The organism is Cytobacillus citreus (assembly GCF_018343665.1).
Taxonomy (GTDB): Bacteria; Bacillota; Bacilli; order Bacillales; family Cytobacillaceae; genus Cytobacillus; species Cytobacillus citreus.
Genome location: NZ_JAGYPM010000007.1, coordinates 25,153 through 49,507, shown reverse-complemented (window position 1 = coordinate 49,507; position 24,355 = coordinate 25,153). Strand labels below are relative to the sequence as shown.

Here is a 24,355-nt window from a genome sequence, read left to right as displayed (position 1 = left end):
CTTTTTTAATAATCTTCTACATTCATATTTGTGAAATAATCTTCCACCATATGCCAGCAATTAGGTTCCCCATTAAACCAACTTTTTAACTGGGTCCTTATTGCCTGTTTATGTGTGGAAAATATGTAATGTAAAGAAAGGCGGCTTGTTCTGCCTTTCTTTATTTTTGTCTAATTAAACCTTTCGTTGTTTACTCCAAAGGCAGGTTTATTTGCTGAAAGCTTTTAATAGCCACTAATGGAATAAGGATGGGTCTCTTTCCCTTTACTCTAAGGTCACAGGCAGATGCTTGTGATTTTTTTATTTGAAAGGAAGAGGAAATCGTGACAAATAAAGAAGAAAGTGCTGAATTAGTAAGCAAATATGTTCATGTATTTAGTTGTCCGCTTTGTAATAGCCAAATGAAGGTTGCTAATTTAAAAAGCCTTGTCTGCATAAATAATCATACATTTGATTTTGCAAAGCAAGGGTATATAAACATGATGACTCGTTCTACAAATAGCCATTACGACAAAGAATTATTCAAAGCAAGACAAAAAATCATTATAGAAGGTGACTTATATGCTTTGCCGCATGAGAAGATTTCAGAAGTTATTAATGAAAAGATAAATGCTTCTAATGGTGAAGTCATGATTCTTGATGCCGGTTGTGGAGAAGGTTCACATTTACAAAGGATTTTAGATGAATATAAGAATGAAATGGTGACAGGAGTTGGTATAGATATTTCAAGGGAAGGCATAAGAATGGCAGCGAGCAATTACAAAAAAACCATCTGGCTTGTCGGAGATTTAGCAAACTTACCATTAGTGGAACAATCGTGTCATGTTATTTTAAATATCCTTTCTCCTGCCAATTATATGGAATTCAAAAGAGTCTTAGTTCCAGAAGGTCTCATTGTTAAGGTTGTTCCACGTTCTAATTATCTAAAAGAATTACGAGAAGCACTATTCGATGATACAGATAAAAGGTCTTATAAAAACGATGAAACAGTGTCGCTTTTTAAACGGCATTTCCATCTGGTAGAAATTTTTAACCTCAGCTATACCAAGGAATTAACCCAAACAGAGTTAACGAAATTAGCTCAAATGTCTCCACTTGTTTGGAACTCGAAAAAGGAGCATATTGATCAATTTACAAATCAAGGTCTATCTGAGATTACAGTTGATTTAGATATTTTAGTCGGAATAAATGTGAAAGGGGACGTAGAGTAATGGAAAATGTATGTGTTGAAATGGAAAATATTGAACTTTCGTTTTTAGATAGAGTGGTATTAAACATCCCCCGACTCGCCGTGCATCAGTTTGACCGGATTGGTATTGTAGGAAAAAATGGTGCTGGTAAGAGTACCCTGTTGAAACTTATGGGTGGTCAAATTCAGCCAGATGAAGGTCATGTGAGACGGTTCAAAGATTTTGCCTATTTTGATCAAATCACAACACCTAAGAAAACCGAGGTAGATTACGAGCTAAAAGGAAAACTGTCCATTCCAGAAACGGAAATAGAAAACTTTAGCGGTGGTGAACGGACTAGATTGAAGCTCGCTCAAATTTTTTCAAACTATCGTGAAGGTCTATTGATTGATGAGCCGACTACTCACCTAGATCAAGAAGGTATTCAATTTTTTATTGAGGAATTGACGTACTATTATGGTGCTCTTGTGCTTGTGAGTCACGACCGGTACGTATTGGATAAACTTGTGACGAAAATTTGGGAAGTGGAAGATGGAATTGTAACTGAATATACAGGGAATTATTCGGAATACATTGGACAAAAGGAGCTTCAGAAAAGACAGCAACAGGAACAACATGACAGATACTTGAAAGAAAAATCACGTCTTATTAATGCTGCAGAGGAAAAAATGAAGAAGGCAGAAAAAATTACACAGGCGAATGGACGTATTTCTAAAAAGGAAACTAAAGCAAAGGCGAATAAAATGTTTATGACGAAATCTAAGGATGCAAGTCAAAAGGCAGTACAACGAGCTGCAAAAGCGATAGAGCAGAGAGTGGAGCAACTTGAATCGGTGGAAGCCCCAAAAGAGGAGCAAATCATTCGTTTTCACCATTCAAATGCTCTTCAATTACACAATAAATTTCCAATTATGGCGGATCGTTTAACAATAAAATGTGGGAATAAGGTACTTCTCGAAGAAGCGAGCTTCCAGTTTCCATTGGGTAAGACAATCGCAATTATTGGAAAGAACGGTTCAGGAAAAACAACTTTGCTTCGCCATATCTTACAAAGGGGTAAAGGAATCACTATTTCTCCAAAAGCTGTCATTGGCGTTTATGAACAAATGGATTATATGTTTACAAAAGATGAAACGGTACTGGACTTTATGAAAGATAGATGTGATTACGATGATAGAAAAATCCGTTCGGTTCTGCACTCCATGAGCATTACAGGAAATGATTTAAAAAAGAATGTCCGTAGTTTAAGCGGCGGAGAGGCTATTCGTCTAGTACTGTGTCAGCTTTTCTTAGGAAAATACAATATTCTCATTTTGGATGAACCCACAAACTTTTTGGATGTTTTTTGTATTGAAGCATTGGAGAGATTTATTAAGGCATACGAAGGTACAATAATTCTTGTATCACATGACCATATGTTTAATGAGAGCGTCGCAGATTGTATATTTTCCATTGAGCAACAAAAATTAATAGTCAGAAAAAGTTAAAAGAATTTTTAAGGACCCTTTTCCATCTAGGGTCCTTTATGCTATATATTGTGAAGTAATTCACTTAAAGTAACGGGGGCGATTGTTCAATAAGGGTAGTCGTTTTTTTACTAAAGGCAGGTTTGTTTAACAAGGGATATGGAGGTCATGGTAAAATAATGGAACGAAGGAGGGATAAGATGCCGTTTATTAAACCATTTCTTGCTCTTGCGGTATTTTTGTCACTATTATTCGTAATCGGTTGCAGTAACAACGCAGAAGATAATCAAATTAACTTCGGTTTGATAGCAAGTGAAAAATCTTTGCCTATGGATTTTGATGAGGTGGCGTTTAAAAGGGACACAAAACCTTCTTTTCAGTATTTAGTAAAAAAAGTCGTTAATCAATCTGAATTTGAAGAAACATGGAACATATATGGATTTGAAAATAAGACACCAAATGTAGACTTTGACGAGAAGGATGTTATTTTCATTGAAGTTCAGGAGTCTGGAAGTTGCCCCTATAAGATTAAAAATATTGAACTAAACTTAGACGACAAAGCTATCACAGTGCCTTTATCGCAACCAGATGGTACTTGTAATTCTGATGCAACACCAAGAACATTTGTTATTGAGGTTTATAAAGAAGTTTCAAGAGACTTGAAGAGTGTGGTAATTGTTCAAAGTGGTGCAGAAACAACCATTCCAATTGATGGAAACTAATCTTAAAATTTTGACTAACGGGGTGCTATTTTTCCAGAAGGAGAATAGCTCTTTCTTATTGAAGTAAATAGGCAGGTTAGTATAACAAGCAAAAGTGATACAATAATAAAATAGGTCTTGTTTTTATGGAGGTAAAAGATGGATTACATTTCACCGAAAGAAGCGTCGTTAAAGGTGAAACGGTGGCCTAAAGATACCATAGCTGCGGGTCGTCGTCATACCGTTGGTCTTAAATCTGACGGAACGGTGACGGCTGTGGGTGATAATAAATATGGCCAATGTGATGTAAGCGGCTGGCGCGATATTGTGGCGGTTGCGGCGGGGAATGTTCATATGGCGACGAACACGGGTAATGCTCATACTATCGGTCTTAAATCTGACGGTACTGTGGCGGCTGTGGGTTGGAATAAGCATAACCAATGCGATGTAAACGACTGGCGCGATATTGTAGCGGTTGCGGCGAGTTGGCGTCGTACTATTGGGCTTAAATCGGATGGTTCGGTGATTGCTGTGGGCCGAAATAATGAAGGTGAATGCAATGTAAGCGGCTGGCATGATATTGTGGCAGTTGCTGCGGGGGACTGGCATACCATCGGTCTTAAATTGGACGGCACGGTGGTTGCTGTGGGTGATAATGAATATGGCCAATGCGATGTAAACGGCTGGTGCGGCATCCAACTGAACGGCAATTAGTTTTCGGGTAAAAAGGATACAGTTTCTGTAACTAATAAATCAAAAAAAGGATTAAAAATAAAAGATAAAAATTCCTTCTTCAGCTAACGGGTGCAATCCTTGAATAAAAAGGGATTGCTCTTTTGCTTATTGAAGTAAAGAAGCAGGGTAGTTGAATAAGAAAAAACTTTCCTTTTATGTCGAAGTAGAATCAAAAAGCGACACAAAGGAAGGAAAGTAAAATAAGCATGATGAAGAATATTGAACCAGTTATTTCTTTTTCCTAAAAAAGAGAACATAAACAACTATAACCATTGCCAGAAGTGAAATCCACATTGAATCCATATTATCAACTCCAAAATATATTTACACATTCATTACGTTTTATATCAGTGAAAAGTTTTATTATTTTAACAAATGGTAAAGTGGATTTTGTTACGTAATACGATTTAAATTATGAAGTAGAAACACTTTCAATGTTGAACTAACGCAGAAGGTTAGATGTTCTTCACTATAAGTAGCAGTGGTTACAAGATACTGACATATTATTGATTTAAAATAAGAAATCCATTAGAAAATATAAAATATATTATAGGGAGGGTTGCAAATGATTGAGAGAAAGATACATTCATCAAAAGGAACGATCTATTACTGGACGAATGAAATAGTTCCCCCACAAGGGTTTGCTATTGTTTTTTGTCATGGATTAACAGCAGACCACACCCTTTTCGATAAACAAGTTGAACATCTATCTGCTGAATATAAGTTGATAACTTGGGATTTTCCTTTGCATGGAAAATCAAGACCGTATGAAGATTTCTCTTTCGCAAATGTAAATGAAGAGATGTTAACTATACTCGAACAGGAGAATATAGAAAGAATAGTTTTAGTGGGGCAGTCAGCAGGAGGTTATATTGCTCAGTCCTTTATTCATGAATATGGGGACAAGGTAATAGGGTTTATAGGAATAGGCACAACACCTTATGGTAAAAGTTATTATAAAAAATCAGAACTGTTTTGGATAAAACATTATTCTACAATTGCCAGACTGTACCCATTTAGTTATTACTGTAAAGCAGGTGCAAAAGCTATTACAGTAACTGATGAAGCAAGGACAAGTATGTACAAATCATTAGTTAGTTTGGGTAAAAAAGACATGTTGAAGGCGGCTAGTGCAGTTTATGGTGAATTTTTGAAGATAGATGATGAAGTTCAATTTAATTGTCCAGTTTTGATTACTTATGGAGAATATGACAATACAGGTTATGTTAAAAAATACTGTAATAGCTGGGCTGAAAAGACGGGGTATCCATTGAAAATTATTTCAAGTGCCTCTCATAACGCAAACTATGATAACTCTGAGGAGTTTAATGGACTACTTGTTTCTTTTATTCAATCAATTATATAAATGATCATATGTTTCATATTATATGGCACTTCATAAACAGAAAACAAGAAATTGTAAAGGAATGTACTTAAAGTAACAGGGGCGATAATCTAAGAAGGGTTGTCGCTATTTTTGTTGAAGTTATTTAACTATCGTGCTGGGCTGTTAAAGTAAAAGGTGGGGTTTTAGTGCGGACATACTTATATTTAATTGTAATATCACTGTTTATTGTTGGTTGTTCAAATCAAAAAAACTTGTCTAATATTTTTTCCGATAATGATGTAAGTATGGAGATTAGTGTTCAGTACGAATCCAATGAAAATATTACATTAAACATTTATAACAAAGGGTCTTCAACTATCTCTTATGGGAGTCCTTATACAATTGAAGAATATCGTGACGGTGAATGGATTGAATTACCTTTTATTAAGGACTGGGCATTTACATCAAATAGTGTGTTATTGCCACCTAATGAAAATCATGATTCAATAATTTTTTTTAAGTATTGGCTATGTTAAATTCTAATGTTGATTTGTGACCATAAGAAAACCGCCTTTGTGAAAAGGCGGTTAATTGAGCTATCGTCTCCCGTTAGCGTAATCACCTTAAGTGACAAGGTCATTTTACCGTCTGGTAAACAAGACCTATGGCTCCAGAATCAAAGGTTTTGTTTTCGATTAGCTTAAGATTGATCTTCTCCTTGAGACCTTGGAATAACGGCAATCCCTTACCGATCAGGACGGGAGAAACCGTAATTTTATACTCATCAATTAAATCAAGCTGCATAAGTTGGTGTGCGAACCTAGGACTGCCGAGGATGACCATATCCTTGCCTGGCTGCTGTTTGAGGTTATTGATCTCTTCCTCGACATCTTCTTTCACGAGTCTGGAATTATTCCATTCGACTTTCTCCAGCGTCGTGGAAAAAACGATTTTGGCTGTCTTTTCGATCCACTCGGCATGATTCCGTTCATGCTGCGAAGCTGATGGGTTCGAAGGCACAGATGGCCAGTAACTGTGCATCATCTGATAAGTCCCACGTCCCCAAATGACAGTGTCGGCACTACTCAGAATTTCTTTCGCGTGTTTCTCCAAATCAGCATCGTAGGAAACCCAGCCAATGTCCATTTCACCATTCGGCCCTTCTACAAAACCGTCAAGCGATGCGTGCAGAAATAGAACGAGTTTTCTCATTTTTAGTTCTCCTTTGTTCATGAGGGATATCTACAGTATACATTAACTACATTTTAGCAGAATTCAACTTGGGTTGTTTCTTATGGACTGCTAATCCCAAACCTGCCCGTTAGCTTAACAAGAATAAGCAGAAAGCCGAAGCTTTGTGTTCGTGTCGGTGACAGTAAACAGGCACGATTTGACCAACATATTTTTCTTATTCGATGAGGTATTCTCATATTCCTGTTGTCTATATAACGGAACCAAGCGAAATAATGTTGCAAATATTTGGTTGCAACACCATTGAAGCGGTCCATCCATTTCTTCAAGCGGCTGTGATAGCTGTTTACGTTTTGGATATGGTACACGCCTTTGACACGTTGTTTTCCGTCGGACTTGAATCGGTAATGAGCCAAGCCCTTTGCATTCGCATAGGAGCTGAATGCCCGCCAGGAATCCGTGCAAAGCACGTTTGAATCCGATAGATGACCGCCAATCGCATCATCTAATTTCGTTGTCCGAATGCGACCACGCCCAAGAACGCCAGAGTACGTCATTTTCTGACGGTCACGGGCAACGAGGACACATACTTGGTCCTTGCTTATGCCACGATATTTGGATTTTCCGCCTCGTTTACGTGGTTTGCGTTCGGTGATGTTCCGCTTGCCCTTTTCCGAGTACAGAAAGTAGGTCTCGTCCATTTCAACGATACCTTGGAATGATTCGGTTGGAATCTGTTTCAGGGCAGCAAGTATCTTAAGTCGCCAGTAAATCTGGTTTAAAAATAAAGGCTACCCAATTTTAAGGATTACACTTAAAGTAACGGGGGCTTTAGCACAATACCTAAAGAATTATTTTTGCAACTTTTCATGTTTCAATATTTAGCAATCGGGCCATTTAATGAAATAAGGCTTATTGAGCTAAACGGCAGTTAAGTTATAGAAGGATTTTTATAATTAAAACAGAATAAATATATAAAATTACCTTACAAAATTTATAAGTAAGTTATTTATCATTTAGTTATCAATTGATCAATACGAAACAATAGTGGAAAAAAGGAGGAAATTTAGAATGACGCATTCTGCATTAAAAATGTACGACTACCACGTATGGGCAAATGGAGTTATAATTGATCGTTTAAAAGAACTTCCGCAAGACATTTATCATAAGGAAATTCAAACTGGTTTTTCTTCGGTATCAAAGGTGTTGTCTCACATTTATGCCTCAGATTACACATGGTTTGACATTATTTCAGGTAGAAGCATGAATGAAGCAATGGTGTATGAAGATCAATTAAGAGAACAGGCAGAAACAAAAAGTATTGAAGAAATGAAAAAGATTTTTTTAGACTTATCTGAACGTTACAAAGAACTTCTGAACAGCCAAGAAGATATTGAAAAGGTAATAGAGGTTGATAACCCCTATGCTGGGTTACTTGAAACTTCTGTTTCTGAATTGGTGCTACATGTTGTCACTCATGGATCTTATCATCGTGGCAATATAGCTACCATGTTGCGGCAAATGGGACACACTTCCGTGATGCAAGATTATGGACTTTACCTATTCATGCCTCAAACTCCATGATTACTCGGCTTGGGGTCTTGTATATTTTTGTAAAAAAAATCTTCAATTAAAAGAGTGCTAGTGTAATATGGGCAACAACCAGCAAAACGCTAAGCAAAATTCGACAGGTAAATTACTAGAATTTCATACGCTAAGGATATAAATCTGTTCATTAACTTAATTCAAACAGATATTTCTGTACACTGATTCTGGTATGGGTTATTGGACATTTTAAAGAGTATTAAAGCTTAAGAAATTCAAGATTTATACTGTGTTCAGCAAGTCCTGGTTTTTTGAACAATCCCTTAGCGTATGCTTTGAGCTTTTAGTTGTTTGGATCCCTATAATCAATGGGGAAGACCAATTTATTAGTTAGGAAAAGAAAGGAGGACATTTATATGACAAAGAACGACAAGGTACAGGCTGTAAGGCCTGGTCCCGAGCACAAACTCCTGGATATATTTGTCGGTAAGTGGAAAACAGAAGGACAGATAAAGGCGACCTCGTCAAGCCCTGCCGCTAGGCTAACGGCAGTGGATACATACGAGTGGCTGCCTGGTGGTTTTTTCCTTATTCACTACGTGGATGCGCGCATGGGCGATATGGAGGTCAAGACTACCGAGATCATTGGCTATGATGCCTCGAGCCAAACGTATTTTACAAGTTCTTTCGACAATCAAGGTAACACTGGGACTTACCAGGCAAATTTACGAGAGGGTGCCTGGACGATCAATGGAAAAACAGAGCGTTTCACGGGCGAGTTTAGTGATGGTGGCAACATCTTAAAGGGTAAATGGGAGATGTCAAGTGACGGCTCGAATTGGGAACCTTGGATGGATATCAAGTTGACGAAGGAACTGTAGGCAGTATGACTTGACACCTCCGGAATAAGATTGATCAGATAAGGAAACGGGGATTTGATTCCTATCGGGAAATTGGCGTATAGTATAGTTAGAACTTGACATATAATAAAAATGACTGCCAGTTCGGGAACACGGATAGTCATCCAATTAGATCAGCTTCTAGTAAGCGGTCACTTAGCCAGTAACCACCCTATTCAGCTTTGGACGGCTAAGAGGGTGGTTACTTTTTTTATGAAAATTTTATAATACTTCACAAAAAAAGTTCGTTTTGATCAAAAGTGATAAAAGGTTACTTACCTATGCTAACTAACCTTTTGATAAGGGAAATAGAAAAAATGACATTTTGATTTGAAATATCTATACTATATATATATGCTTCTTCAGAAGCTTATGGCCTGACGCCTCTTCACTTTGCGCGTAAGCCAGAGTCGTTATGCCGTCCAATGTTCACACAAGAGCAAATCGACAATCATCTTAAGGTACTTACAAAACAACAATTACCTGATGGAGGGTGGCCCATTAGTTGGGAAGCCCCAGGTCCTGCTTCCGAGCTGGAATGGCGTGGTCGAATAACCTTAGAAGCCATATGCAGATTATCCGATTATGGGGTAATTTAGTTATTCAAATTCCCCATAAATCATTAATTAATGGACCACGCGAAACAACTATGCTTGAATAAAGGTCTCAGACTGGTGAGGCGTTAAACCATTAACGGATAACGTTACTGCAATTGGTACATTTATCACTCATAAAAAGAACTCTCCAGAAGCGGAGGGTTCTTACATTTTTATCCATGTGTTTGCGGGTGGTGTCAGCTACGCTGGTATTACCCCAAATAGGGCGCTTTCCTGTAATAAGGATTACGTCTATTTTGCTTTAAATGGTGCTTTAATTGAATAAGACAAATAAAAAGTCGATTCCTTTATTCAAGAAAAGGGCGCTTTAGTTGCATAACGATCTTCAACAATAAGGCGTTTCTCCGTAGTAATCAAACACACTTTGTCACATCTAAAAATAAATCATTCATATTCCGCCGTAAGCAATCACTAGCTACATTTTAGATTTAAAAAAACGAAAATGCTGTTGATGAAATCCTACAAAAATAATGAGGGTATACCACCCATAATTATGGACAAAGAACTAAATGTAATCGATGGATTTCATAGATTAGGTGCATTATTCGAGTTGCAATTTGAAACTGTACAAGCCTTTATTGAAATTTAATACTGCACACTTCGAACAAAGTATCTACTGTAATAAAGTTAATCTTGGAATATACTATTATCAATAGGTTAACAATGTTAATCTATGTTAAATTCCGATATTTTTAGAATGAACAGTATGAAACTATTATAGGAGTGTCCTAAAATGAAAAAGAAAATGAACTATCTAATCTTACTTTTAACGACCATCTTTATGGTTGGTTGTACCAACGTAGAAGATGCATCCATTACAGATGGAGAAACAGATCCACAAGAAGTAACCACAGTTAATACAAATAAAAATAGTGGAAAAGAAGAAACTATCACTACGGTTGTTGATGAACCAGTAGTAGAGGAAACACCAACCCAACCAAATAATGAACTGTTCTCAGGATACAAACTTATTGAAGTTGATGGTGGTGATTTGTCTGGATATCGTGAACCTAACGTCGTCGTTGACATTGGTTATGGGGACCGTGAATATTGGGCATTTACTAATGAATTTGGGCAACTAGTACGTGTCATTGCTGACGAAATCATTCTACAAGATGACCGTAACGAACCTGTATTATCGTCTGGCAGATACTACTCTGATGAGGCAAAGGTTCCTGGTGTCGAAAGTGACGTTTTAGATGAAGGACATATCATTGCTGATTCTCTCGGAGGGGTATCGAATGCTTATAATATTACCCCACAAGATAGTACGCTCAACCGACATGGTGATCAAGCTTATATGGAAGACGTGATCCGTAGCGCAGGTGGAGCCACTAATTTTGAAGCAATTATCACATATCCGAATACGGAAACGCAGATTCCTTCAAGTTATCAGTATACCTATACTTTAATGGGGAACGAGATCGTTGATACATTTGACAATGTGAACTCTGATGAAGTAAACGCATCACTCGGTTTAACAGGCAGGGAGCCTTCCGATTCAACTAGTTCAAACACAAACGGTGATATTTCTAGTGTTGATACAAACGGTAATGGACAGGTGACGATTAAAGAAGCAAAAGCAGCAGGTTTCAGTATGCCAATAACGAGTGATCATTGGTTATACCCCTATATGCACGATGCTGATAAGGACGGTATGGTAGGTGAGTAAGCCCTAGAACTTTGAATAACAAATAAAAGCTGAATTTAAAGTATTACCTGTAATTTATAGAACCTATCTGATGATAGGTTTTTTTAATAAATTCTCATTGCCATGTCACAAATCCCCATCCTATTTCGTCACTATGTGTGAAAGATAAAACAGGTTGAAAATGAAAAGGAGGCATATTTTATGGCAAATATTCATTCATCTTCCAAGGTTGGCTTTGGTAGAAAGGTAGCATACACGCTTGCTCAATCGAAATTGATGGGTAAATTGATGGGGAAATACCCCAAATTAATTGATCGAATCACTATGAAAAGTATGAAATTGGGCAGAGAAAGGAGTGGTGATGTTCCCTGGACTCCATTAAAAAAGCCGATTGAGGAAAGTCGGGTGGCTCTCATTACCACGGGAGGCATCATCCTGAAAAGCCAACCCCCATTTGACTTAAACGATTCCAAGGGTGATTGCTCCTATCGTGTGATTCCCTCAGATACCCCCTCAAGTGAAACGGTGATCAGTCATTTATTTTATGATCATAGCGATGTAAAGGTTGATTTGGAAATCATGTTCCCTTTAGCCACTCTTCACCGCTTGCAACGGGAAGGTAAAGTAGGGAGTATCGCTCCGCGTCACTTCAGTTTTCAGGGAGGAATTCATGATCCCTCTCCGTTGGTTGAAAAAACAGGACCGGAAGTTGCGCGCAGTCTTGTGAATGACCAGGTGGATGTGGCCATTCTGACTCCTGCATGAAGCCACTGTCATCGGTCCGTGGGACTGATCGCACGAGAATTGGAAAAGCAGGGAATAGCGACAATCACAGTAACCCTGTTACCCGAAACGACAAATGCTTTGGGAGTACCCCGATCGATTTATTTCCCCAACAAACTGGGGAGTCCGATCGGTCGTGCCAACAGAAAGGAGGAACAGTACTCCGCTTTGTTACAATGTTTGGGTGCATTGGACAAAGCAAAAAAAGGGGAGATGATCACCGGGACGAGATGAAACGATCTCGTCCCAACGGATAGAGTAGCCCTATTGGATCAAAATTTGTGCTAAAATTTAGAAAAGAGTGTAATCACAAACAAAAGGGTGTGCTTTGAATGCCGGACGGATCTGAATCTAAACATCTTCCACCTGATGATGATATGACCGAAGTTTACTCATCTTATAAATCGGCTCTTTTTTCGCTTGCTTATCGCATGTTGGGAAGTGTGACCGATGCAGAAGACATCGTGCAAGAAGCTTTTTTGAAATTGAATCAAGTTTCTTTGCATTCGATTCATCATGTGAAAAGTTATTTATGGAAGGTCACAACAAACCTTAGCATTGACTTCCTGCGTTCTGCCCGAAAGAGGAGAGAAGTGTATGTCGGCTCCTGGTTACCGGAACCGATCATTAACGGAAAAGGGACGGATCCTGCAGACCAGGTGATTGCCAATGAGGAGTTATCCATCGCTTTTTTACATCTACTTGAAAACTTAAATCCGGTGGAAAGAGTGGTGTTCCTTCTGCGGGAAGTTTACTCTTATTCTTACGATGAGATTGCGCAATTAATCGGTAAATCTCCCGATAACAGCCGAAAAATCCAAAGCAGATCGAAACAAAAAGTCGGCGATTTATCCCCGAAAGAGGGGGGAGATAGGGGTAAAAAAGAAGAAACTGTGCGTGACTTTATAGAGGCAGTTCAAAGCAACAACATCGAAAAACTTTTGTCCATTTTATCAGATGACTTCACTATTTATTCAGACGGAGGAGGTAAAGCGAAAGCAAACTTGCGTCCTATCTTTGGAATCGAAAGAGCCGTCGCCTTTTTAATGGGTGTCTACCGTAAAATCCCATCCAATTTGATTTTCATGGAAGCGGATGTAAACGGACAACCGGGAATGATTATGAAGGCGGACAATCAAATTTTTTATGTATTGGCATTTCAATTCGATGACGATAAACTTTCTGCTTTATACAACATAGTTAATCCAGATAAACTGAAGCATTTGAAAAAGCTGAAATGACAGTGGGAGTGAATGTTCATAGGATTTGCCCGTTATCTTCGGTAATCAATTGATCCGTCATTGATTTTTGTCTCAAAATAGAACAAATGAGTTCAACGTAATTACACAGTGTTTTATAATAGAGGGGATTGCGCGATGTTTAAAGGGCAAAACCACTTAAAAAGAGGTGCAATTTAAAATGGTACCTGTAGTTAGGACACTTGAAAAAGAGTGTTTTATCTACAGGTACCATATTACTTTTTGAGTCTCACTCTTTTTAGCGAATTATCACAGTCACCATTATCATAAAGTATATACTCGTTACGAATAAGCAACTAAAAAGAAAAGATAAAACAATCGATGCTTTTTTGAAAAATGATAATACAATTAACCCCATAAATAGGATAGAAAGAAAAAAGAACCATACTGTATTTAAGTTTACAGAAAAGCCAATTGTAGTACCAGAATCGATTATGCCATCGTGAAATAGACTGAATAAAGGTGATACCGCATCACTCGTTAAATAATTGCCATGAGGTGGTGATTGTTGCGAAAAAGCTGCTGTAATTATAAAGATTGTAAATAAAATAAAGCCTTCTACACGAATCCAAGGGATCGGATTGAATGTAGCATCTTTTGAAATTTTATATTTTACAATGAAACCATTCACTAATGCATAAAAAACAAGCGGCAGTAGGAATAAATGTTTTATTAATAACCCTTGTCCATATGAAATCAGCCACGAACCAATATACCCGTCAACCATTATATCCATTAAGAACAGACCACTAAGAATTGTAGCAACTAAACAGCCAATAGCGACCTGTGAAAACCAGCTTAAAAATTCAAGCCAATTTTTATGATTGAGCGAACACCAGCCAATCATAAGTAAAACCCCAACCCAAATACTGACAGCTGCTAAATGAATAAAGTCGCTAAAAATTCCTATTATTGGATCAACAGCGCTCGCATGGCTTGACCAAGCGACTGTTAATATTAATCCAAATGTTAGAAATGCTCCTAAAATAGAGAAAATGTTCTTTTCATTAGATTTCGCCAAGGCAATTAGTAGTATTAACACACTAGAACCGAGAAGGGTAAAATCCCATGCAGTCCCAACTGTATAGGTTGTTAAAACAATTTTTAACGATTCAAATAAACCTAAGCGTGGAGCAATATATAACGTAATTTCTAGTACAGGAATAAATGCGAAAACAGGTAGCATAATGGCACTAATAAGTAATAAGCGCTTTGGAATTCTAATATCAGGACGATATTTGCTTGGGACAAGTAGAAGGATAAAACTTCCTACTAAGACCGAAAAGCATAAATATAAAAGCGTCTGACTAATAATTACTAATATATCCATTTATTATTTCTTTCTTTTAGTAAGTAAGAAGAAACCACCTGCTACAATGATAACTAAAAGAACAATAAGAATAGCTGACATAGAAGATGATTCTTTCTCTACTTCATCCGCTGAAGCTACTTTTTCTTGATCTTCTGTCGATTTCTCAACTGATTTAGTTGTTTCTGACGGTTCCTTTGTTACTTCTTCCGCAGATTCAGGAACTGGCGCATTTACAGTAAATGAGAATTCACCTTCTAATGGGTGACCGTCTGCACTAATAATACTCCAATTTACTTGATATTCGTCATTTGGAAGTGGCTCAGCAACAGTACCTGTTAATGTACCATCACCAATAATAATATCTTGTAGTTTAATTGCTTCTCCTTCTGTCGTTTTTACATCTATAAAGCTACCTTGTTCAATTTTACCATCAAATTCAAGAACTATTTCTTTTAATGGTTCTGTTACAACCTCACCATCTACTGGATTTGATCCCTCTATATGCGAGTGAGCAAACGCACTAGTAGAAATAGACATAGCTAGTAAAACTGCTGCTGCTGCGGTAAAAATACGTTTCAAAATAAATCCTCCTAGTCTTCAATCTATAATTTAGTATAAATATTACTATTTATCTTCATCAATTAGTATATTACAAAAATGTGAATTTTGTATGAAGTAACTTTTGTTAAATAAAGGTCATTTAACAATCACCCAACTACTATATCAATTTGTATAATAAATGTTCCCGGAATTAGCGTTGGTGGAGTAAGAGACTTAAATACATTCAGAAGAACTTAACGATCATAATAAAACTGCAAAATTAACTAAGTGGTGATTTAATTAATTCTCGTACCATAGGTTCTCCTGGAAGGGAGAAATTAAAACAAGATGTTAACGGTATCTACATTGAAGAAGGAAATCTCCAATTATTAACGAATAAGCAAAAGTGGTGAGATAAATAGGAAAAAAAATTAATTTTATTTTTGGACAGTAAAACGGAAAAATGTATAAGTAACAGGCTTCGGAGCGCGGGTTGTGTTTTCGTAGATGATGAGACCCAGTTACTTTTTTCAGAGGCACGAACTCCAGAGGGCCTCAAGAAAATGGTGGAAATGCGGGCCGACGGTTTACCTCTGGAATATGTTGTTGGATAAGCAGAGTTCTGTGGTTTGCGGATAGAAGTGAGTATGGTGTTTGTGAAAGATTGCACTTAAACTAACGGAGCAATTTAGATGAATAAGGGGTGTGAGCTATGCTGAGGAGATTAACTGGAATATTGACGAAGAAATTTTTTAAAGACGTAGATATAAACAGGACGCTAGACGTAGTTATAAATAGAACTCCGGAACCGTTATTATGAAACACTTCTCATGTATCATCAAAGGTAAGAAAATCAAAGGAGTGTGAATTATGCTTTTGCTTGTCGTGCCGTTTTTAGGAGTTTTATGGTTTTTAAATTTTACTACTTTTTTGAAGAACTTAAAGAATGGAAAAAGCACTCATAACCAAAATGTTTTAGGAGCAGTCTTAACATTTATTTTTATCTTTGCTCTAATGTATTGCTATGCTGGAACCCACTAAATAAGAAAAAAAGAATGTGAACAATTGCACTTAAACTAAAGGGTGCATTAGTAAAAAAGAAGCTTGTTGTTTCACTCCCCTAATTTAGTATCAATTCACAATCAAAATCACATAGGAAAACGCTGTTGATTTAACTTCAACAGCGTTTTCTATTTTTAAGCTTGTTAAAATATGTAATTTAAAACACGATAAGTCATATATATATTATGAATGGACAAGTATGGGGGGATAGTTTTGAATAAGATTGTGATTCTGTCTATCGTATTGCTTGTAATTGTTATTATAATTATCTGTATTTACTTAATTTCAAGACACAAACAACAGGCTATACAAGTATTTACGTTTGAGAGTTTTATAAATGCTCATCATCTGAATGATGATGAAAGTCAGAAAAAAGGCATAATTGATTCTATAAATGATTTTTTCGACGATGGCGATAATGATGGAGACAGCGACGGTTTTGACGACGGAGATAGCGGTGGTGGAGGGGATGATGGTGGAAATTAGTTATCCCCTCACAATAGTCAAAGCGATTTCATTATCTGAAATAAATTATCTTTCATAATGTTAGTCTTTTCCGATGATATAGATGTAGAAATAGCAAATAAAACAATATAAATCTATAAAAGTCTTTGGGGTATTCAAAGCTAAGACAGAACTTATAAAGAAATTTCAAATATAGGGCCTTCTTGTACTAAAGGGTGCGTTAGTCTACAAGAAAGGTACATATGATCTTCCACAAAAGGGCGCAATCCTGGAACAAGGATGAGCGCTCGTTTTCCTTTTTAGGGTGAGATTGTAGCACATGTCCTTTAAAGAAAATTAGATCTATATGTTAAATTTTAAGGAAGATTGTGAAAATATGAACTTATGAACTTAAAGTAACGATGGCAGATAAGTAAAAGAAGGGGTATCTTACATTTAAAATAATCTGAATATTACGAAACCAAATGGTGTGTTTTTCGTCCGATATATGAGGAGGTTATTATGAAAAAAATTATATTATGTTTGTTTTTAATAGGAATGCTAGTAGGTTGTTCAGAAAAAACAGAAACAGTAAAAAAAGAGAATTGGGAAGTAAGTCCAACTTTTAATATTCCTGTTACATTTGGAGATGGAACAAAAGGAGAATATGTTTTGGTTGGAGAGGAAGGAAGAATTGGATTTTTAATTGGCTCTGGTAAAGAGGGAGAAGCAGAAGCTCAACCAATTATTGCAGGAAAAGGTAATAAATATATGTGGCATTTTTGGGGAGAAAAAGAAGAATTCAATGGAAAGTTAAAAGTTGTTGGCATTAACGAAAAAGGAGAAGAACACAAAGTCCTTATTAGAAATGCGGGAACGTCTAATAGTGAAAAAGTTTGGGAGTATCCAGAAGGTGGAATGAGTCCTAATAATGGAGCTGATACGCACGTTCCATCAAATATGGAATTTCCGACAGAAGGATTATGGAAGCTAAACGTTTATTTTGGTGATAAATTATTTGGTGAAATTATTGTAAATGTTGAAGAAAGCTAATTTCTTATTCAACAATTGGGTGCTTATATGTAGTATGATTTTCCACCGTATTCAACGTAAGTAAAGATATGAAAAATGCCAAATTTGTTTCTTTGTAGAAGCATTATATATAGTAAGTAAATATAGTTTTTAACGTTAACAACCATAGGACTTTACGTGGAGAGGTGGATATGATAGGCTTGGATGCCTGATGAAACAACGGCTTCAGACTTCATGACAAATCATACCCACAGAGGCTCCACTTCAAGTTCTTAAACACTTATCTATGGTTACATGGAAACAATGATAATGGGTGCACCATATCATTGTTTTGGAACGAATACTATATATAAGTGCCCGTTAGTTGAAAAACATTAATTGATTTTACAGCTAGAGGCTACATCTTAGCTATTCCATTAAGGGAGAAATTCTGCAGCAAGAATTATGCTCTTTTTTTATGTAAAAAACCCAGATTGTGAGGGAAACAGTAAAGTAAGAATATTGATTGATGAAGATATGTAAAGTGTTTTACTTAAACGCAGAATAGTTGAGGAACAAATTGTTGAAATTGTTGAGATAAATTAAATACACAAACGTCTTGTATAGAGGGGGGGATGTGATTGAAAAAGGTTATAAGAGTTGAGATTTTGGTAATCATTATTTTCTTTGTAATTGTTTTTATTTTTAAAAATGACTTTTCAAATATCGCTAAGGTGGAATACCAAAAATATAATCATACTAATGGCAGTTTTGGCGAAGTAATAATAATTGATGACAATGATAGAATCAAGCAAATAACCAAGATATTAAACAAGGGAAAACACCAAAAGATTGCATATAAGAAGGATTATCACGAAAACTATAAATTAATTTTAATGTATGAAGATGGAACTACTGAAGTCATTAGGATTTGGAAAAATTTCGGTCGTAATTTTGACTTGTTTGAAAGTGATAAAAGGGATGGTGTATATAAAATTAAGAACAAGAATTCAAGGGAAGAATTAAGTGAGATTTTAAACTAACGGGGGCAAGAGTTAAAGATCAGCTGTCATTTTCGGCAGCTTTTCTTATTGAAGTAACGTGCAGTTTAGTTGAAGAGATAAATTTTAAAGTAACATAGTTTGAGTTGTGGTAAAATATGTTATTAGTACAAGCACGAAACTATTAGGAGGTTTTTATATGAAAGGGAAATTAGTTTTAACCATTGGTTTTGCAGGAGCTTTAGCATTATCAATCGGTTTTGCGAAAGACTTGCAAAGTACAAAGGTATTTGCACAAACTGAACAATCAAAAGTAAAAGATGAACAAACAGCCACTAATAATGGAGATCAATACAGAGTTATATCAGTAGAAGAGCAAAATCGTAGAGAAGGTAATGTAGCTAAAGGAAAAGATGTTACCACAACTATATCAGTAGAAGAGCAAAATATGGTGGAAAATAGTTCAGCTCAACAAGGGTTTGTTCCACAAGAAAATGGGACAGGTTTCTTTTTTACTAAAGTAAAATGAAAAGAAATTTATTAATTGCAACTTTTCACTAACGGGTGCTTGAGTTGAAATCCAGCTGCCAAACTAGGCAGCTTTTTCTTGTTAAACTAACGGAGCAGGTTAGTGGAATAAAAAGTGAATTAATCCATTATTATGTGTATTATGTTAACTGCATAAATCAGTTGTACAGAGGTAATAAAGTTGTTTAATTTGCAATTATTTTGCGGTAATAAAATTAAATATCAAATAAAGGAAATATCTTCTTGACAGTCGAATTTTAGTATAGAACCATAATTAACTATTCCGATGAGGAGGATTCTTGTGCGTCCAAGACCATTATCTATTGAAAATCCAGAGCATGCTAGGTATGTTAGTCTTGTGCCAGATGGAGATATTGAAGAAATACTTAGTAAGCAACGAACCAAGACCATTACCCTCTTGAGCAGCATATCAGAGGAGTCAGCAAGGAAGGCGTACGCACCAGGGAAATGGACTTTAAAAGAAGTGATTGGGCATATGACCGACTCTGAACGTGTGATGTCGTATCGAATGCTTGCCATTGCACGAAATGAAAGTGCGCCACTCCCAGCAATGGATCAGGATCAATACGTTTCTGCAGCAAACTTCAACAAATTATCCTGGGAGCAGCTACTAGCTGGTTTAGACACGGTACGCTCCAACACGATAAGTCTTATTTCAACCATTGATGATGTAGCATGGGATCGTAATGGAACTGTAATGAACAGCCCAGTTTCGGTAGGTACCCTTGCATATGGCATTGTCGGGCACGAGTTACACCATATGAAAGTGATTAGTGATAAATACTTATAAGTCTTTTTCTATTAATTAAAAAACCTAATTTCTCATTTAATGCTGAGAAATTAGTTTTTTTAATATTGAAACTTCCTTAAGGTTGTAAATATGCATTTTCCTGACGCTACTGTACAGAGATAATAAAGTTGTTTAATTTACAATAAAGTCATTAAAAAATAATAATGTTGTTTAAAAATCCTTATGTCACTAACGGGCAGTATAGTTTAAGAAGAATTAGAACTTTCAAGGAGGAGTAATCCTTTTTCGTATGGAATTAATAGGTACAAAAGCTATTTTACTATTTACTTAAAAAGGGAGACATTATTTCTATGATAATTGAAACAGATATATCTCTAGAAGGAAATACAATTTCTCTTATTCCTCTCGAGATGAAGTATAAGGAACTATTATTTGAAGCTTTAAAAAGTCCTGACGTATGGAAATATACCTGGCGAGAAGTTAACACAGTGGAGGATTTAGAACAAATAATAATGATAGCTGTTAACAATAAAAAGGACGGTAAACAAATATCTTTTATTGTTAAGGATAAACTGACAGGGCAAGTAATAGGTACAACTCGTATTGGCGATATTGATAAAGTAAATCGTAATGTGGAAATAGGTTGGACCTGGCTTTCTCCAGAAGTTTGGAAAACAAAGGTAAACACAGAATGTAAATCTTTATTACTTAAGTATTGTTTTGAAGAATTAAAAGTAATTCGCGTTCAATTTTCAGTTAGTGGACAAAACTTACGTTCTCAAAAAGCAGTTGAACGAATAGGGGCAACAAAAGAGGGAACTTTTCGTAAACATAGGGTAAAGGCAGACGGTACCATTCACGACAATATATTTTACAGTATTATCGATAGTGAATGGGAGTCAGTAAAAGAAAGATTAATATATTTATTAGAGAAAAAATACTGATTGTCTTACCTCTTCTTTATTAAATAATTCTATTGGGAAGATGCTTAATTGTGTTTAACTATCAACAGATTGTGAAGGGTTGTACTTAAACTAACGTGTGCTTCAGTACAATAAATAAGGTGTATTTTTGCAACTTTTCTCGTTTTCCACTATTCAACAATCGGGCCATTTAATTGAATAAGAATATTAAAACAATATGGTCAGTGTAAAGTTTGTGAGTGATTTTATTTCAACTAACGATAGCGGGTTTAAGAAGGAAAATAAACAGGATTAGTTGAATAAGTAATACTGGACTCAGTTTTGTTTTATTCTCAAAATAAATCATTTAACTTATTTTCTAAATAGGGGAGGGCTTTCATTGAAAACATTTTTTCGATATAACTGGATGGTCAGAGAAGAATGGTATCGGTGGTGCGAAGAGTTAAGTGAAGAGGAGCTTTTACAAACCAGAACCGGCGGAGTAGGCAGTATACTACATACACTCTTCCATATTGTTGATGTAGAATGGAGCTGGGTACGTCTTTTACAAGGTAAAACTGACTTTGAAGGGAGTTTTGATGATTATAAAAGCCTGAAACAGGTTCGAAAATTGGATTCTGAATTTCGTTCGGAAGTAGAGAATTTTGTGAACAACTGGGATGATCGTATGGAAAATCAACTATTTTACGATACACTACCAGATGGAAGAATTGTAACTGACACTTGGGGTGAGGTAATACGACATGTTATTGCACACGAAATTCACCATATAGGACAATTATCAATCTGGGCAAGGGAAGTAGGGAAAAAGCCTGTGTCTGCAAACTTTATTGGCCGGGGTCTTATCTCTCATTCGAATAAATAATTCAAAAAGTAATTAATATAGTTTTTTTGATAGATGGATATTCCATTAAAGGGCGCAATTCTTGAAGAGGAATTGTGCCTTTTTCAGTAATCGGTCCATATAATTGAACAACGTCCTTATAAATATCCCTGCCGATCATCCAATGATTAAAACACTACAAACGGCTTATCAATCGATTACAGGGGATGAACCCACACTTTTAACATCGGGCGGGGGAACATATACAGCGTTAATGAAAAATGCAGTGGCTTACGGTGCGCTTTTCCCTGGTAAGGTAGATAGCTCTCACCACAAAAAATCTCCTCCTTTTCGTATTGGAGGAATTTTTGCCTTGATTGTAGAAATGAAAACGGAAGGTATTGAACTATCGGAGCAGGATTATCTAACAAGGTTATTAAATTTTTATGGGAAATTCTTATGGAAGCCTTTTGATACAAGGGAGGAGAATTATGAAGAAATCAATTAAACTGCTTATTTTCGGGATTTTAGGGGTACTTTTAATATTTATGGTTATAGGAATAGTTTCTTTCTATTCTGCATCCAAGACCGAGAATCAAATGCTAATTGAGATGGTAGCTTTCAATAGTTTAACTGATGAAGAAAGTGCTTTAATACCAGTAAGTCCAAAGGATTCAATTGTAAAACAAGTATCTGTTAATGATGATATAAAAGCATCAATTGATATAAATTATGACAAAGACCAAGTTTATTCTGTTACTTTTAATAACACTGAGACAGATACTACTGGAAACCTTGTAGTTTTTGTTGGTTTGGATAAAAAAACAGTTCTTGGGAAAGGGTTTGCCAGTAAATAAAAAAGGGTTCTTCTTGCGTTAACGGGTACTTATCTTCAAGAAGGAGAAGTGCCCTTTTTTATAGAAATTATTGCACTAACCGGGCAGTTTTGTGGAAGAAGAACTTTTATTAGGAGGTGGATTTTTGTTCAATTATTCTCGTAAAAAGTGGGTAGTTTTGTTAATTATTTTATTCTTAATAGCAGGTTTTTTATTTTATTTATATTTTGAGGCAGGAAAATCTTATAAAAGTAGTTCAATGATTTTTGAAATTGATAAGAAAGAACATCATATTGAACCAGGAAAATATATGAAGATGTGGGTTATAGGCTCTAATGCGAATGATAACAGTCCAAATAAAGAGCGATATAAGGTAATGATTGAGGACTCAAGAATATATAATTTGTTAGAGGAAGGTAATGAATACTTTGTAAATATTCAAGGTATTAAAAAGAGGAATCAATCAGAATATATATATACTTTTGGTCAATTGGGTTTGGTTGATGGAACACAATTGGCTGGAGAAGGAAAAATTGATTAATTAATGGGTTCGATGCTTGAAAAGGTATCGCCTATTTTAGAAATGCTAATTTTCTATATTCAGCAATCGGGCGCGATTGTGGAGTATCATTGATAGGAAATGATCAAATTTATTTATAAAAGAATGAGTCAATTAAAAATATTAAGAGCGTGCTTTGATCAATCTTTTTTACAAAACACGCTTTTTTCTATGATCGTTTATTAAGGTTTTAAGTATCGATTTGATTAAACATTAACAGCCATACTAGATGTAACATAACACCTAATCCGGCTATCTTATTATTTCAATTTATTAGAAATTTATATTCTACAATTATATTTCAACCTCTGTTTCAGACAAATTTAATGCTTTTCCGCCCACCTTTACCTCAATAATTTCTTTCCCTTGAGTGGTTAACGCTATAACTATTTCCGAAGGTTTTTTCATAGAGTAACCTTGCTCAACAGATATATTAATAACATGTTCAGGTTTGATTTTACCATATTTATATAGATAACATGAAAGGGCACCATTGGATGTACCAGTTGCAGATTCTTCTGGAATTCCATATAAAGGTGCCAAATTTCTACAGTGAGCATTTGAACCCTTTAGTGATTCAAGGGTAAAAATATGATAACCAATGGTATTATATTTACTGCTGATATTTGTTACTTTTTCAAAATCTGGCTTTATAGAATTTAAGATATCTAAGTTTCTAATCGGTACAAGTATATCCCTAAGGCCAGTAGATACAATTTGCACTGGTAGATCCCCCAACATTTCATCTATAGTAATATTTAAGGAATCTGCAATTTCCTCCTTGTCTATTATTTCATAATAGCTTGGAGCATTTTGATCCATCATAATTGATAGGTCTTCCATTACTTCTACATTTAAAATTCCAGCCTTTGTTTCTTGAGAATATTTTCCTGGTTTAATATATCCTTGGCTTGAAAGTGTATAGAACGCTGCTATCGTTGCATGGCCACAAAGATCAACCTCTTCATTAGGTGTAAAGAATCTAACCTTGAAGTCAGCAAGGTCTGACTTCATGACAAAAGCAGTCTCACTAAAACCGATGATACCTGCTATTTTTTTCATGTCCTCATCTGATAGATAATCAGCGCTAAGTACCACTCCGGCAGGGTTCCCTCCCTCAATGGATTTTGCAAATGAATTTAATGTATAAACTTTTAACTTCATAATATGATCCCTCCAA

General features: G+C 35.9%; 24 protein-coding genes and 3 pseudogenes. 22 read left to right on the top strand and 5 right to left on the bottom strand.

The window, feature by feature from the left end; translation table 11 throughout:
- Positions 1-323: 323 nt before the first annotated feature.
- From KHA94_RS22690 to KHA94_RS22665, 6 genes and pseudogenes are all read left to right on the top strand, one after another.
- Positions 324-1,211: a putative RNA methyltransferase gene (locus KHA94_RS22690; RefSeq protein WP_213104379.1), complete on the top strand. Its 888-nt coding sequence runs from the start codon at positions 324-326 to the stop codon at positions 1,209-1,211.
- The gene (locus KHA94_RS22685) at positions 1,211-2,677 is read left to right on the top strand and encodes an Msr family ABC-F type ribosomal protection protein (RefSeq protein WP_213104378.1); all 1,467 of its coding nucleotides are present in this window, start codon (positions 1,211-1,213) and stop codon (positions 2,675-2,677) included. The genes KHA94_RS22690 and KHA94_RS22685 overlap by 1 nt, the downstream gene beginning before the upstream one ends.
- Positions 2,678-2,856: 179 nt before the next feature.
- Entirely contained in the window at positions 2,857-3,378 is a 522-nt protein-coding gene (locus KHA94_RS22680) for a hypothetical protein (protein ID WP_213104377.1), read from the top strand.
- A 138-nt stretch (positions 3,379-3,516) separates the two neighbouring features.
- Positions 3,517-4,044, top strand: a pseudogene (locus KHA94_RS22675) (RCC1 domain-containing protein); the annotation flags it as partial.
- A 613-nt stretch (positions 4,045-4,657) separates the two neighbouring features.
- Positions 4,658-5,458, top strand: a complete 801-nt coding sequence (locus tag KHA94_RS22670) for an alpha/beta fold hydrolase (RefSeq protein WP_213104375.1) — start codon at positions 4,658-4,660, stop codon at positions 5,456-5,458.
- Between the two features lie 167 nt (positions 5,459-5,625).
- Complete coding sequence (locus KHA94_RS22665) at positions 5,626-5,955, top strand: immunoglobulin-like domain-containing protein (protein ID WP_213104374.1); 330 nt, start codon at positions 5,626-5,628, stop codon at positions 5,953-5,955.
- Between the two features lie 100 nt (positions 5,956-6,055).
- Here KHA94_RS22665 and KHA94_RS22660 read toward each other — a convergent pair whose 3' ends face one another.
- A complete protein-coding gene (locus KHA94_RS22660) occupies positions 6,056-6,631 on the bottom strand; it encodes a dihydrofolate reductase family protein (RefSeq protein ID WP_213104373.1) in 576 nt (191 codons plus the stop codon).
- A 114-nt stretch (positions 6,632-6,745) separates the two neighbouring features.
- Positions 6,746-7,380, bottom strand: a pseudogene (locus KHA94_RS22655) (IS1595 family transposase); the annotation flags it as partial.
- Between the two features lie 301 nt (positions 7,381-7,681).
- Between KHA94_RS22655 and KHA94_RS22650 the strand changes: the two are divergent.
- The 5 genes from KHA94_RS22650 (at position 7,682) to KHA94_RS22630 (ending at position 13,346) form a co-directional block, all read left to right on the top strand.
- On the top strand, positions 7,682-8,194 hold the full coding sequence (locus KHA94_RS22650; RefSeq protein ID WP_213104372.1) for a DinB family protein: 513 nt from the start codon (positions 7,682-7,684) through the stop codon (positions 8,192-8,194).
- A 377-nt stretch (positions 8,195-8,571) separates the two neighbouring features.
- Positions 8,572-9,036 (top strand): DUF1579 family protein, encoded by a 465-nt coding sequence (locus tag KHA94_RS22645; RefSeq protein ID WP_213104371.1) that lies wholly within the window; start codon positions 8,572-8,574, stop codon positions 9,034-9,036.
- A gap of 1,368 nt (positions 9,037-10,404) precedes the next feature.
- Positions 10,405-11,343, top strand: coding sequence for a DNA/RNA non-specific endonuclease (locus KHA94_RS22640; RefSeq protein ID WP_213104370.1), 939 nt, complete (start codon positions 10,405-10,407; stop codon positions 11,341-11,343).
- 180 nt (positions 11,344-11,523) lie between these two features.
- Entirely contained in the window at positions 11,524-12,087 is a 564-nt protein-coding gene (locus KHA94_RS22635) for a glycine/sarcosine/betaine reductase selenoprotein B family protein (RefSeq protein ID WP_213104369.1), read from the top strand.
- A gap of 350 nt (positions 12,088-12,437) precedes the next feature.
- Positions 12,438-13,346 carry an RNA polymerase sigma-70 factor gene (locus KHA94_RS22630; protein WP_213104368.1) on the top strand — a complete coding sequence of 303 codons (909 nt, stop codon included), beginning with the start codon at positions 12,438-12,440 and terminating at the stop codon, positions 13,344-13,346.
- A gap of 256 nt (positions 13,347-13,602) precedes the next feature.
- On the opposite strand, the gene KHA94_RS22625 is transcribed toward KHA94_RS22630, so the two are convergent.
- Positions 13,603-14,694, bottom strand: coding sequence for a copper resistance D family protein (locus KHA94_RS22625; RefSeq protein WP_213104367.1), 1,092 nt, complete (start codon positions 14,692-14,694; stop codon positions 13,603-13,605).
- A 3-nt stretch (positions 14,695-14,697) separates the two neighbouring features.
- Positions 14,698-15,255 carry a copper resistance CopC family protein gene (locus KHA94_RS22620; RefSeq protein WP_213104366.1) on the bottom strand — a complete coding sequence of 186 codons (558 nt, stop codon included), beginning with the start codon at positions 15,253-15,255 and terminating at the stop codon, positions 14,698-14,700.
- Positions 15,256-15,659: 404 nt separating this feature from the next.
- On the opposite strand from KHA94_RS22620, the pseudogene KHA94_RS26100 reads away from it, so the two are divergent.
- The 11 genes and pseudogenes from KHA94_RS26100 to KHA94_RS22570 form a co-directional block, all read left to right on the top strand.
- Positions 15,660-15,827, top strand: a pseudogene (locus KHA94_RS26100) (putative protein N(5)-glutamine methyltransferase); the annotation flags it as partial.
- Between the two features lie 664 nt (positions 15,828-16,491).
- Positions 16,492-16,764, top strand: coding sequence for a hypothetical protein (locus KHA94_RS22615; RefSeq protein ID WP_249365694.1), 273 nt, complete (start codon positions 16,492-16,494; stop codon positions 16,762-16,764).
- A gap of 480 nt (positions 16,765-17,244) precedes the next feature.
- A complete protein-coding gene (locus tag KHA94_RS22610) occupies positions 17,245-17,775 on the top strand; it encodes a DUF4871 domain-containing protein (protein WP_213104364.1) in 531 nt (176 codons plus the stop codon).
- A gap of 599 nt (positions 17,776-18,374) precedes the next feature.
- A complete protein-coding gene (locus tag KHA94_RS22605; protein ID WP_213104363.1) occupies positions 18,375-18,776 on the top strand; it encodes a hypothetical protein in 402 nt (133 codons plus the stop codon).
- 157 nt (positions 18,777-18,933) lie between these two features.
- Entirely contained in the window at positions 18,934-19,263 is a 330-nt protein-coding gene (locus KHA94_RS22600) for a hypothetical protein (protein ID WP_213100156.1), read from the top strand.
- 300 nt (positions 19,264-19,563) lie between these two features.
- The gene (locus KHA94_RS22595; RefSeq protein WP_213100155.1) at positions 19,564-20,073 is read left to right on the top strand and encodes a DinB family protein; all 510 of its coding nucleotides are present in this window, start codon (positions 19,564-19,566) and stop codon (positions 20,071-20,073) included.
- 311 nt (positions 20,074-20,384) lie between these two features.
- Complete coding sequence (locus KHA94_RS22590; RefSeq protein ID WP_213104350.1) at positions 20,385-20,978, top strand: GNAT family N-acetyltransferase; 594 nt, start codon at positions 20,385-20,387, stop codon at positions 20,976-20,978.
- A 358-nt stretch (positions 20,979-21,336) separates the two neighbouring features.
- Positions 21,337-21,822 (top strand): DinB family protein, encoded by a 486-nt coding sequence (locus tag KHA94_RS22585; protein WP_213104362.1) that lies wholly within the window; start codon positions 21,337-21,339, stop codon positions 21,820-21,822.
- Positions 21,823-21,925: 103 nt separating this feature from the next.
- Positions 21,926-22,288, top strand: a complete 363-nt coding sequence (locus KHA94_RS26095; RefSeq protein ID WP_249365693.1) for a hypothetical protein — start codon at positions 21,926-21,928, stop codon at positions 22,286-22,288.
- Positions 22,272-22,637, top strand: a complete 366-nt coding sequence (locus tag KHA94_RS22575) for a hypothetical protein (protein ID WP_213104361.1) — start codon at positions 22,272-22,274, stop codon at positions 22,635-22,637. The genes KHA94_RS26095 and KHA94_RS22575 overlap by 17 nt, the downstream gene beginning before the upstream one ends.
- Before the next feature lie 91 nt (positions 22,638-22,728).
- Positions 22,729-23,157, top strand: coding sequence for a hypothetical protein (locus KHA94_RS22570; protein WP_213104360.1), 429 nt, complete (start codon positions 22,729-22,731; stop codon positions 23,155-23,157).
- 312 nt (positions 23,158-23,469) lie between these two features.
- Here the strand turns inward: KHA94_RS22570 and KHA94_RS22565 are convergent, their stop codons facing one another.
- Positions 23,470-24,339, bottom strand: coding sequence for a PhzF family phenazine biosynthesis protein (locus KHA94_RS22565; protein ID WP_053595025.1), 870 nt, complete (start codon positions 24,337-24,339; stop codon positions 23,470-23,472).
- Positions 24,340-24,355 lie beyond the last annotated feature (16 nt).